This window comes from Pseudomonadota bacterium (genome assembly GCA_030860485.1).
Classification (GTDB): domain Bacteria; phylum Pseudomonadota; class Gammaproteobacteria; order JACCXJ01; family JACCXJ01; genus JACCXJ01.
The window spans coordinates 1-11,464 of the sequence record JALZID010000101.1 but is presented as its reverse complement, the minus strand read 5'-3'; the positions used below and the strand labels follow the sequence as shown (position 1 = coordinate 11,464).

Here is an 11,464-nt window from a genome sequence, read left to right as displayed (position 1 = left end):
GGGGCGGGGGCGGACACGGGGGTCCGCCCCTACGGTTACGACCGCGGCGAGAACCAGGGCGCACCAGCCATCACCGGCCTGGCGCGGCCTCTGGTCGCGATCCTCCGCGAGCAGGGCGTGAACGGTCATATCGAGATGGCCGCGGCCTTCGAGCGCGCCGGTTTCGAGTCGGTGGACGTACACATGAGCGATGTCATCGAGGGCCGCGTCGATCTCTTGGTCTTCCGCGGCCTCGCTGCCTGCGGTGGCTTCTCTTACGGCGATGTGCTCGGGGCCGGCAGCGGCTGGGCCAAGTCCATCCTCTACCACGAGCGCGCCCGAGAGGCGTTCGCGCGCTTCCTGGGGCGCACGGACGGCTTCGTCCTCGGTGTCTGCAACGGCTGCCAGATGCTCTCACAGTTGACCGAGCTGATCCCCGGTGCCGCAGGCTGGCCGCGCTTCGCCCGCAACACCTCGGAGCAGTTCGAAGCCCGTCTCGTCATGGTCGAGGTCCTCCCCTCGCCCTCGGTGCTGTTTGCGGGGATGGCGGGGTCGAAGCTCCCCATCGTCGTCGCCCACGGTGAGGGCCGCGCGGCGTTCTCCGATCCGCGGGGCGCCGAGGCGGCACTCGAGCGAGGGCTCGTAACGATCCGCTACGTCGATCACCATGGCCGGCCCACGGATAGCTATCCCCGGAACCCCAACGGCTCGCCGCTCGGCATCACGGGCCTGACCAATGCCGATGGCCGGGTGACGATCCTGATGCCGCACCCCGAGCGCTGCTTCCTGCGCCGGCAATACTCCTGGCTACCCGGCGACTGGCCGCACGAGGACGGCCCGTGGTTCCGTCTCTTCCAGAACGCCCGGCGGTGGGTGGGGTAGGCCGTGATGTCCCTGATTCCGCCCTGTGAATCTGGGCCCAAGCGTTGTATAAGGGTTGGGGTGGTCATTTCTTATTTGCGATACTAAGCTGATTTCACACCAAGCTGCCGCAGCGTGGCTCTGTTCGATTCTCCTGATCCGACGCCGAGACGGTCGGCCATCCGGCGGGCGTCAATCGGGGCGCGAAGTTTCACGTCAGTATTGTCGAAGAAAACGTAGACATCGCGGCCGCGGGCCTGGCGTGGGCTGGGCGTGCCGATCCGCCGGACGTCTTCGGGCTCTGCACCCTCGCGCCAGGTCTCGATCCGCCTCGCCCAAGCCTCGATCTCCCGCGGTGTATAACCGCTAACATACAGACGGCGTGAACCGTGGAGCCGGACGTACACGAAGTCGGCGGTTACGTCGTGTGCCGTTGGAAAGCGGCCGGCCACGTCGGCTACCACCAACGAAATCCCGTAATCGCGCAGCATTGAAAGAAAACGATCGTTAAGAAAACTGTCGTGGCGAAACTCGACCGCGTGACGAACGGGCCTGCAGACATCCGCCTCAAGAAAGACGCGGCCTTTGATCCGATCATCATGCTTTCGTGCCAAGCGAGCCACCTCGATCGTGTCACGTGGCAGCAGATCAAAAAAGACCCGGAAGCGGTCCGCGTTGAAGTGAAACTGTGGCGGAAACTGCCAAAGAATCGGCCCGAGCTTTTCCCGCAGACACAACGGCCCCGAAGCGAAGAAGTTGGCGAGTGGGGCAAGCGGTTCACGGAGCTTCCGCATGTGGGTGATAAACCGCCCACCCTTGAGGGCAAAGATGAATCCGGGCGGCGCCTGATGGTACCAGCTCGTGAACGTTGACGGTCGCTGCAGCGAATAAAATGTGCCGTTCACTTCGAGGGCCCCGAAGCGCCGGGCAGCAAAGGCCAGTTCTAGCTTCTGCGGCAAGCCGTTGGGAAAGAAGTTGCCTCGCCACGGGGCATAACTCCATCCGGATATGCCAACCAGAATGTTGCCGCGTGTCACAGATAACTTGAGCGGCACGTCAGTTGCCAACCGCATTGCGCAAAGCTCGAAATAGCCGAGCCAAGTCCGCCGGTTGGTGATGGGCGTTGATGCCGCTGGGATTGGGCAGCAGCCAGACCGTCGCGGCCGCCAAGAGCTCCGGCTGAAGGCCGAGCACCGCCTTCGGCCGGGCTAACGCCGTTCGATATGAGGTAAGCCCAAGAAAGGCGACGAAACTCGGACCAAAGCGTCTCACCTTACGCTCGAGCAGCCGAGCCCCACGCTGAAGCTCCTCGGGCGTCAATTCTCCGGCCATCGCCGTGGCGCGGTTGACGAGATTGGTCAGACCGACTCTGAATTCGAGCAACCGCGTTTCCTCGAACGGCGACAGAACGCGCGGAGTGAAGCCGCCGGCATACAGTGCCGGCCAGAATCGGTTGCCGGGCCGCCCAAAATGATGGCCAATCGCACCCGAGTAAAGGCCTGGGTTAATTCCTACGAACAGCACCCGCAGTCCGGCGTCGATCACGTCCGGTACCATGCAACGATCGCGGGCTGCCGCCAGTTGCGCGGGTGTCGGCCGCCACGGTGCCTCTGGGATCAACGTAGGTCGCTGTTTCCTCATGCATCCACATTTTAGGTCCTTTGCCCGGCATGATGAAGGAGCATGAACCGTCGCGGCACTCGATCGACGCCCCGTGACGCTACGTCGATCACCACGGCCGGGCCACGGATACCTATCCCTGGAACCCAACGGCTCGCCGCTCGGTGTCACGAGCCTGGCCAATGGCGATGGCCGGGTGACGATCTTGACGGCCGACCCCGAACGCTGCTTCCTGCACCGGCATACCCCAAGCTACCCCTCGACTGGCCGCGCGAGGAGGCCCCTTGTTCCGTCTCTTCCAGAACGTCCGGCGGTGGGTGGGTAGGCCGCAGGTTCGGGATGAGCAACGTAGCGCCAAGGATCGGCTTGCCGGCAACGCACGCGACCGCGTGGGTTCTTTCGCAAGCAATCGTATGCCGAACGACTTCAACAGATCTGGCCGTGGTTGCAGCGGGTGGAGCGCAGTGGATCCCAAGAACCGGCCACCCTGTTCCCGGATCCCGCTTCGCTTCATCCGGGCTACACTATTGGTTGTTCGTCGGAGCCGTCGTTGCGGCTTCGCTGGTGGTGATCTCTCGTGCGTGTTGCTGTCGATCCGATTGCTGGTGTGGCACTCAGCGGAGCGCGTGGCGTACGACGAGGGAATGCGTACGACCGGCCACTGGCTGACCCCGGAAGCCCGTCCAGCCTGTCCAGACCGCCGCCACCGTGCGGGTCCGTAACGGCGAGGTCGCCATCACCGACGGCCCTTTCGCCGGAACCCAGGACAGCTGGCCGGGTTTTATCTCATTGAGGCCAAGGACCTGAATGAAGCCATCCAATTCGTCGCGAAGACCCCGCCGGCGCAAGTAGGCAACGTCGAGGTGCGGCCGCCGACAGTTGGCCGGCGCAAGCGCGCCTAAGCGAAGCAAGGACTTAACGACGGGTGTCGATTTGAGGCCCCGCCAAACGACTAGTCAGTACCCGGACCCTGACCACCGACCTGGAGCATGCAATGAAGTACCTGTGCCTGGCCTACGAGGAAGAGAAGAAGCTCAACGCCCTGTCCCAGAGCGAGTGGGACGCCCTCAGGAGCGAGACTCTGGCCTATGTCGAGGCCCTGCGCAGGAGCGGTCACTTGATCGTCACGCATGCACTCCAAAGCGTTCAGACCGCCACCACCGTGCGGGTTCGAAGCGGCAAGCAGTCGGTGACCGACGGCCCCTTCGCCGAGACCAAGGAGCAGCTGGGCGGGTTCTTCCTAATCGACGCCAGGGACCTGAACGAGGCCATCCAGGTGGCGTCGCGGTGGCCGTCGGCGCGCCTTGGGAGTATCGAGGTGCGGCCGATCGAGGAAGAGCTCAGGCAGGACAGCCGCTACGGGTAATCACAATCGGAGGCGAAGCTCGATGTGTCCAGCATGCATGACATCCATTGCGCTGGCGGCGGCAAGTCGTCCTGATCGCAACAACGCCACAAAAGAACCTTGAGAGAGATCACCATGACCGAAACGAATGTTCCACATCCAAAAATCGTGTCGCGGGACGAATGGCTCGCCGCGCGCAAACGGCTCCTTGTGAAAGAGAAAGAGCACACCCGTCACCTGGACGCAATCAACGCGGAACGTCGCAGGCTGCCGATGGTTCGCCTCGACCAGGACTACGTATTCGAGCGCGCCGGCGCTAAGGCGCGGCTGCTCGACCTGTTCGAGGGCCGCCGTCAACTCATCGTCTACCACTTTATGTTCGACCCGAAATGGGACAAGGGTTGCCCGGGCTGCACGGGTCTTGTGGACGCCCTGGGTGATCTGTCGATGCTACAGGCCCGCGACACGACATTTGTGCTGGTCTCCCGCGCGCCACTGGCCAAGCTCGACGCGTACAAGGCACAGAAGGGCTGGAACCTGCCGTGGGTTTCGTCTTACGGCAGTCCTTTCAACTACGACTTCCACGTGACCCTGGACGAATCCGTCGCCCCTCTCGAGTACAACTACCGGGACAAGGCGGAGCTTGAGCAGCGGACGCACGAGACCTATTTCACCTCAGGCGAGTCTCACGGCCTGAGCGTCTTCTTCCGCGTCAACGACGACATCTTTCACAGCTATTCGACCTACGCCCGAGGCTGCGAAGGGCTCACCGACGCTTACAGCCTGCTCGACAGGACCCCCTACGGCCGGCAGGAGGACTTCGAGGATTCGCGGCCCGGGTGGCCGCAGAAGCCAACCTACGGCTAACAGCTCCGCCACCTATCGCCCTGTCGAATCCACGACGAAAAAATAGACCGCACCCAGTACTGAACATCGCACCGGAGAGATCCGTGTTCAAGACCATTGCCATCGTAGCCGTCGTTCTGATCGTCGCGCTTCTCATTTATGCCGCGACCAAGCCTGACACGTTCCGTGTCCAGCGCTCGGCGAGCATCAAGGCGCCGCCGGAGAAGATCTTTCCCCTCGTCAACGACCTGCACAGTCATGCCACCTGGTCACCCTGGGAGAAAAAAGACCCCGCGATGAAAAGAACACACAGCGGCGCTGCAAGCGGCACGGGCGCCGTGTATGAATGGGATGGCAACAAGGAGATCGGCAAGGGGCGCATGGAGATCACGGAGTCAACTCCACCTTCCAAGGTGGTGTTTGCGATGCATTTCATCGAGCCGTTCGAGGCCCACAACACCGCCGAGCTCATACTGGAGCCCGGGGGCGACTCGACGACCGTCACCTGGGCCATCTACGGTCCTCAGCCCTATCTTGCGAAGGTCATGCATCTCTTTTTCAACATGGACCGCATGATCGGCAAGGAGTTTGAGGCCGGCCTCTCCAGCCTGAAGGCCATCACTGAAAAGTAAGCGATGGGCACAGACAGATCAAAGGAGAAAACATGGCTATCAAGATTTTTGTGAACCTGCCGGTAAAGAATCTCAACGAATCTGTGGAGTTCTTTACCAAACTCGGCTTCAGGTTTAATCCGCAGTTTACCGACGAGACGGCCACCTGTATGATTGTAGGCGGGGACATCTTCGTCATGCTGCTGACTCACGACAAGTTCAAGACTTTTACTCCGAAGGAAATATGTGATGCCACGAAAAGCACCGAGGTGCTTGTGTGCTTGTCTTCCGAGAGCAGGGAAAAAGTCGATGAGATGGTTCGCAAGGCAGTTGCCGCCGGCGGAACAACCTACAATGAACCGCAAGACCATGGTTTCATGTACGCACATGGGTTCCAGGACCTGGACGGCCACATCTGGGAAGTCATGTGGATGGACCCCGGCGCAATCAAGCAAAGTTGAAAAAGAGGTTTGACACGCCTCGTTATGTTGATGGCCTTATACTGCCGGTCCCGAAGAAGAACGTGAAGGCAGGTCTCGTAGACCCAGCGCATTGCGGCGCAACTCGCGCCTGCCGCCGCGTCGAACGTCAGGGAGAGTTGCGGGCGGTTGCATCAGCCATGCTTTTTGGGCGTCGATCGGCGCCGTTCGCTTTCCTGCGTGGTAGGACGGGGGCTAGGCGTCCCCAAGCCCTTGGGATACATCCACTGCTCGACCCTCCCCGATCCGGCCGTGAGCTTACGCCAGGCCGCCTTGAGACGCACGCAGGCGACGGCCGCGGTCGGCAGGGTCTTCTCACCCCCGGGCAGTGTACCGCTGCCCCGGACAGGTATTCGAGCAGCTCCTCGAGACCGGGGTTGTGGCCGACGAGGAGCACGAGCCGTCGGTCCGCCGGGCAGTCGGCCAGCACCTCGATCAGATCGGCGCGCGTCGCGTCGTAGATGCGCGGCTCCCACTGGATGGCCTGTTTCTCGATGTCGAGCACCTTGCATACCTTCGAGGCCGTCTCGCGCGCCCGGCGCGCGGGTGAGGCGAGCACCAGGTCCTGGACGAGGCCCTGGGCGCGCAACCACTCGCCCATGCGCAGGGCATCGCGCTGGCCGCGTTTGGCCAGCGGCCGGTCGAAGTCGGGCTCGCCCGGCGTCCCCCTGTCGGACTTGGCATGCCGCATGATGAGGAGCCGCCGCCCCTTCGATGGCTGGTCCATGGTATCGTGGTGGCCCCGCGCGCCGGTCCAGACCCACACGCACGGTATCATATACCTGACCACACCTGTGAAATTTCGGATACCTCTCCAAGGTCCCTGTCCTTCCGAGACAGGCATTGCCTTTTCTCCCTCTCCCTCCGGGCCCTCGGGGAGAAGACAGGGTGAGGGGCTGCGGGCGGTGCACGCTTACAGAGGCCTAAATAAATCCCCGTCTTGAGCACCGCGCCTCACGCCGACCGCGAGGCTCTGGCGGGTTTGATTGCCGGTGCGGTGTGCATTGGCTTTGCGCCGATCTTCGTGCGCCTGGTGGACGTGGGCTACACCGCCGCCGCGTTCTGGCGCGTGGCGCTGTCGCTGCCGTTCCTGTTTGCGCTGTGGTTTCCGCGCCGCTGGGATCCAGCCTCGGAGGAGGAACCGGCCGCGCTGCGGTGGCTGTGGCTGGGCGGCGCTTTCTTCGCCGGCGACCTGGCGGTGTGGCACCAGTCCATCCTTCACACCTCCGTCGCCAACGCCACCCTGCTGGCCAATCTCGCGCCCATTTTCATCACCGCCGCTTCATTCTTCCTGTACGACGAGCGCGTGACGTGGGGATTTCTAGTCGGTTTGATTCTGGCCCTGTCCGGCGCCGCGGTGCTGATGGCCGACAGTCTCACCATCAGCCATAAAACCCTGCTGGGAGATATTTACGGCGTCATTGCCTCGGTGTTTTATTCCGGGTATCTGCTGGGCGTGTCGCGCTTGCGCAAGCGTCATTCGACCTTTGAAGTAATGTGGTGGACGACGCTGGCCTGCGCGGTAGCGTTGCTGCCGATCGTGTGGCTCTTGGGTGAGCCCATGTGGCCCACATCGCGTTCCGGGTGGGCCGTGCTGCTGGGACTGGCATTGGTCTCGCACATCGGCGGGCAGGGGCTCATCGCCTGGGCACTGGCGCATCTGCCGGCGGCATTTTCCTCCGTGAGCCTGCTAGTGCAGCCGGTGGCCGCCGCGGTGTTTGCCTGGGTGCTGCTGGCCGAGCCCTTTGGCGTCCAGCAGGCGGTCGGTGGCGCCGTCGTGCTCGCCGGGATCGTCCTGTGCCGGCTGGCGATGCTGCGACCCCAGCAATGAAATCTGACAACACCTGATGCGCCCGTTACTCATCTTTGACGGTCTTTGCGGCTTTTGCAGCTATTGGGTGTCCTATTGGTTACATCTGACCCAGGATGGTTTTGAGGCCAAGGCCTATCAGGAGGTTGCTGCCGAGTTTCCCGACATTCCGCTCGGGCGCTTCCAGAGGCAGATCGTGTTTGTCGGCGTTGACGGCGAACGCGCATTCGGCGCCGAGGCGGCTTTTCGCATACTCGCTATGCCAGGCGGGAATCCGTTGTGGTTATGGTTATATCGTCATGTTCCCGGGTATGCCCCGGCCGCGGAGCTTGCCTACACGCTTGTGTCGCGGCGCCGGGAAGCCGCAATGCGGGCTAGCCTCTGGCTTTGGGGGCCGGAACGCGTGCCGGAGAGGCACACACTGTCATGTGCCCACTTTCTGCGATTGCTCGCGCTCATCTACATCGCTGCATTCGTGTCCCTGGCGGCACAAATCAGGGGGCTAGTGGGAAGCGAAGGCATCCTGCCGGTCTCCGGGTATCTCGATGCCGCTCTCACCCATCTCGGCACTCGCGCCTATTGGCAGGTCCCAACCCTATTCTGGTTCAGTAGCAGCGACACGGCGCTCGTTACTGCTTGCATTCTGGGCGCACTCGCGTCAGCAAGTCTGATTGGGGGGCGCTGGACATCCCCGCTGCTTCTCCTTTGCTACGTGCTGTACTTATCGCTGTTTTACGCAGGTCAGGATTTCATGCACTTCCAGTGGGACACTTTGCTGCTGGAAACCGGCTTTCTCGCGGTCTTCCTGCCGTCGCGTTCCGTGCTCGTGGTCTGGCTGTTTCGCTGGTTGCTCTTCCGTTTCGTGTTCGGTTCGGGCTGGGTAAAGCTCTTGAGCGGCGATCCAACCTGGGCATCCTTCACGGCACTGGACTACCACTACGAGACTCAGCCGCTCCCAACATCGATTGCCTGGTACGCTCATCAGTTGCCTGCGTGGTTTCAACACGCCTGCACATTTGCGGTCCTCGTCATAGAGCTCGCGGTGCCTTTCCTGTTCTTTGTGGCCCGCCGGCCACGGATGCTGGCGGCCTGGATCATCCTGGTTTTCGAGCTGGGTATCATCCTGACGGGCAACTATAATTTTTTCAACCTCTTGGCCATGAGCTTGTGTGTATTGCTGTTCGACGACCAGGCACTCCGCAGCATCCTGCCGAGTCGGTACCGGACGTCGATCGCGACCTCGGTACTGTGCCGACACGTGTTCTTCGAACGCGTTGTACTCAGTAGCCTGGTGGCCCTCATCCTCTTTCTCAGCGTCAGCGTAATGTTCCTGCAACTTGGGCGCCGCCCTCTTCCAGACCCCGTGACCGCGGCGCTCGAGTGGTTCGCCCCGTTGGCCATCGTCAATTCCTACGGATTGTTTGCGAACATGACAACGACACGTCCCGAGATCGTCATTGAAGGCTCGCAAGACGGTGACACCTGGAGCGAATATGCCTTCCGATACAAACCGGGAAATACCGGCCGCCGGCCACCGTGGAACATCCCACACCAGCCGCGGCTCGATTGGCAGATGTGGTTTGCCGCGCTCTCTACCGCGAATGAGAATCCATGGTTTACCAATCTGCTCGTACGTCTGCTACAAAACACGCCTATTGTAGGCGGATTACTCGGGAGCAATCCGTTTCCCAATGCACCGCCTCGGTTTGTCCGTGCACTGCTATATGAGTATCGTTTTGCGAGCCCCGAAGCACATCGAAAGGGCGCATGGTGGCGGCGTGAGCTCCTCGGCACTTATTATGCAGCGATACAATTATCAAAAGGCGATGAGACCGAATAAGTTTGCGCCACCCCGTTCCTATTAACATCGCGCGGCGATCGACGAGCACGGTGGCCAGGCCGGCCTCGCGGGCGGCGTCGAGCTCGTCGACCAAGTCGGAGAGGAACAGGATGTCGGCCGGAGCACGGCCGATGGTGCCGGCGATCCGCCGGTAGCTGGCCGCCTCGCGCTTGGCCCCGGTCTCGGGGTCGAACCAGCCGGAGAACATCGGACTCAGGTCGCCGGCGGTGCTGTGGCCAAAGAACAACTTTTGCGCCGCCACCGAGCCGGACGAGTAGACGTGCAGCGGATGGCCGGCCGCGTGCCAGGCGCGCAGCTTGGCGGCCGCATCGTCATAGACGTGGGCGGTTTACGCCCCCTGCTGGTAACCGTCGCGCCAGATCATCTCCTGCACTCGGGATCCAAGCGGAGAGATCCCGAGAAGTAAGCTCAGCCCCGCACGGCCCGACAACGTTTCGAAGAGTCCGAGCGCCGTAGCAGCGTGAACCGGCGCGTTTAGTCCATGGCGAGCGTCGCTATCGCCTTGAATAGCCCTTGGACGACCTTGGCCATGGCTGCGTAGTTGAGCTTCTCGGGGGTGTCCCGCGCGGTGTGGTAATAGGCATAGCGGTAAAAGGCGGGGTCGGTCACCATGAGGGCCGGATAGCCTTGTCGCCAGAACGACTGATGATCGCTCCACGAGACGCCCGGAACGAACGAGAACGTCGCCACATGCTCGACCGGAAAATCCGAAGCCGCCTGGAACGCGGCCACTGCTTGCTTCAGCATCGCCCGCAAGCCGAAGTTGGAGACGAAGGCGATGAAGTTACCGCGGTCCGGATAGAAGTATCGAAATAGGGGCGGATAACGTTGGCTTCCGGGCAGATCGCTGTAGGAGCCGAGCATCTCCAGCGACATCATGAGCCGGATATCCTCGCCCCGCTCACGGGCTGCTTTGGCGTAGACCATGCTGCCCATCTGCCGCCGATAAAAGAACGGCGGCTCCTCATTGACGAACGCCACGAAGCGCACGGTGCGGTCGGGCTCAGAGCGCGGCAAACAGGCGGCTCAGCTCCAGCAACGCCGCGACCCCGCTGGCGTTATCGTTGGCGCCAGGGCTTCCCCGGACCGAGTCATAATGGGCGCCGATGAGGATGATCTCGCCGGGTCTGCCGCGACCCCCGCGGTTGACCTCGAGGTTCTCGCAGGGCACTCCCTCGACCTCATAACCTTGAGTGCTGACCGGGTAATCCTGTGCGCCCCACTGCCTCCTGATGTAGTCCGCAGCGGCCTGCAACGCTTCGGGATGAAAAACATTGCGCTCACCGATCTGCCCCGCGAGCGCTTGGACATGGTCGCGAAGCCGTTCCGCTTCTACGAGCGACGAGTCCTCCAGTTGCGGACGGCCGAGGGCCAAGGGGGGATCATGCTCTTCCATGGGTAACTGGAAAGCAGAGAGGAACAGCAATGGTATTCCTAATCGCACGGCGGATGCAGGTCCCTTATCGAGGCCGCAGAGGGAAGCTCTCGCGGGTGTGATGATAATCGACTGAGCCCGTGGTGGGGGCCGTGGTTTTCAAGCGCCCACAACGTAGGTACCTGCACGTACCGGCAGGGCACGACCGTTTCGGCGCTACGCGGGAGCGCCTTCTCGTTCGCCTCCCGTTGCCCCAGGCGGGCCGCCTGCTTCTCTGCCCCCAGCTTTATACGCTCGGTTCCGTGCGGCCGGAGCCGCTGTCGCTCGGGTCGGTGTCGCTCTGTCTCCGCTATTGCCTCCGCTACGCCCTGCCTTCGTATCAACGAGGCGGCCCTCCGGGCTACGGAGGGCCGGTCCAGCCGCCCGCGTAGCAGGGCGAGGGGCGGCCGCAGACGTCGGTGACCGCGCCGGTCGGAGAGAGGAAATCGGACACCTGCTGGAGCCCGCCGGGCGCTCCTCGCGGGGCGCCGTGCGGGTCCTCGCCGCCGCGGTTGGGCAGGTTCTCGATCGGCGGCGGCGGCACGCCGATCGTCACGCTCGGATTGCCCGGATCGGGGCGCACCGGTCCGATGTCCCAGTAGAGGATCGCCGAGCCGTTGTAGGGGTAGCTCTGGATT

12 protein-coding genes and 3 pseudogenes are annotated in these 11,464 nt (G+C 62.6%); 9 read left to right on the top strand and 6 right to left on the bottom strand.

Annotated features, from left to right (window positions below; all coding sequences use genetic code 11):
• Window positions 1–861 (top strand): phosphoribosylformylglycinamidine synthase subunit PurQ (locus M3461_06015; protein ID MDQ3773936.1); only part of this gene is annotated, 861 nt, incomplete at its 5' end.
• Window positions 862–944: 83 nt separating this feature from the next.
• On the opposite strand, the gene M3461_06010 is transcribed toward M3461_06015, so the two are convergent.
• Together M3461_06010 and mug are read right to left on the bottom strand one after the other, a co-directional pair.
• Window positions 945–1,913, bottom strand: coding sequence for a DUF72 domain-containing protein (locus M3461_06010; protein ID MDQ3773935.1), 969 nt, complete (start codon window positions 1,911–1,913; stop codon window positions 945–947).
• On the bottom strand, window positions 1,897–2,397 hold the full coding sequence (gene mug / locus M3461_06005) for a G/U mismatch-specific DNA glycosylase (protein MDQ3773934.1): 501 nt from the start codon (window positions 2,395–2,397) through the stop codon (window positions 1,897–1,899). Before mug ends, M3461_06010 begins: the two co-directional genes overlap by 17 nt.
• A gap of 259 nt (window positions 2,398–2,656) precedes the next feature.
• On the opposite strand from mug, the gene M3461_06000 reads away from it, so the two are divergent.
• The 6 genes and pseudogenes from M3461_06000 (at window position 2,657) to M3461_05975 (ending at window position 5,723) form a co-directional block, all read left to right on the top strand.
• On the top strand, window positions 2,657–2,785 hold the full coding sequence (locus tag M3461_06000) for a hypothetical protein (protein ID MDQ3773933.1): 129 nt from the start codon (window positions 2,657–2,659) through the stop codon (window positions 2,783–2,785).
• 274 nt (window positions 2,786–3,059) lie between these two features.
• Window positions 3,060–3,362 (top strand): annotated as a pseudogene (locus tag M3461_05995) (YciI family protein).
• Between the two features lie 92 nt (window positions 3,363–3,454).
• Entirely contained in the window at window positions 3,455–3,826 is a 372-nt protein-coding gene (locus M3461_05990) for a YciI family protein (GenBank protein MDQ3773932.1), read from the top strand.
• 114 nt (window positions 3,827–3,940) lie between these two features.
• Window positions 3,941–4,672, top strand: a complete 732-nt coding sequence (locus tag M3461_05985; GenBank protein ID MDQ3773931.1) for a DUF899 domain-containing protein — start codon at window positions 3,941–3,943, stop codon at window positions 4,670–4,672.
• Between the two features lie 83 nt (window positions 4,673–4,755).
• Window positions 4,756–5,283 (top strand): SRPBCC family protein, encoded by a 528-nt coding sequence (locus M3461_05980; protein MDQ3773930.1) that lies wholly within the window; start codon window positions 4,756–4,758, stop codon window positions 5,281–5,283.
• Window positions 5,284–5,315: 32 nt separating this feature from the next.
• Window positions 5,316–5,723: a VOC family protein gene (locus M3461_05975; protein MDQ3773929.1), complete on the top strand. Its 408-nt coding sequence runs from the start codon at window positions 5,316–5,318 to the stop codon at window positions 5,721–5,723.
• A 127-nt stretch (window positions 5,724–5,850) separates the two neighbouring features.
• Here M3461_05975 and M3461_05970 read toward each other — a convergent pair whose 3' ends face one another.
• Window positions 5,851–6,468, bottom strand: coding sequence for a histidine phosphatase family protein (locus M3461_05970; protein ID MDQ3773928.1), 618 nt, complete (start codon window positions 6,466–6,468; stop codon window positions 5,851–5,853).
• Window positions 6,469–6,681: 213 nt separating this feature from the next.
• Between M3461_05970 and M3461_05965 the strand changes: the two genes are divergently transcribed.
• Both M3461_05965 and M3461_05960 read left to right on the top strand, forming a co-directional pair.
• Window positions 6,682–7,572: a DMT family transporter gene (locus M3461_05965; protein MDQ3773927.1), complete on the top strand. Its 891-nt coding sequence runs from the start codon at window positions 6,682–6,684 to the stop codon at window positions 7,570–7,572.
• Window positions 7,573–7,996: 424 nt separating this feature from the next.
• Complete coding sequence (locus M3461_05960; protein MDQ3773926.1) at window positions 7,997–9,391, top strand: lipase maturation factor family protein; 1,395 nt, start codon at window positions 7,997–7,999, stop codon at window positions 9,389–9,391.
• Between the two features lie 31 nt (window positions 9,392–9,422).
• Here M3461_05960 and mtnC read toward each other — a convergent pair.
• The 3 genes and pseudogenes from mtnC to M3461_05945 all read right to left on the bottom strand — a co-directional run.
• Window positions 9,423–9,785, bottom strand: a pseudogene (gene mtnC, locus M3461_05955) (acireductone synthase).
• A 101-nt stretch (window positions 9,786–9,886) separates the two neighbouring features.
• Window positions 9,887–10,808: pseudogene (locus M3461_05950) on the bottom strand (M28 family metallopeptidase).
• Window positions 10,809–11,187: 379 nt separating this feature from the next.
• Window positions 11,188–11,464 (bottom strand): hypothetical protein (locus M3461_05945; GenBank protein ID MDQ3773925.1); only part of this gene is annotated, 277 nt, incomplete at its 5' end.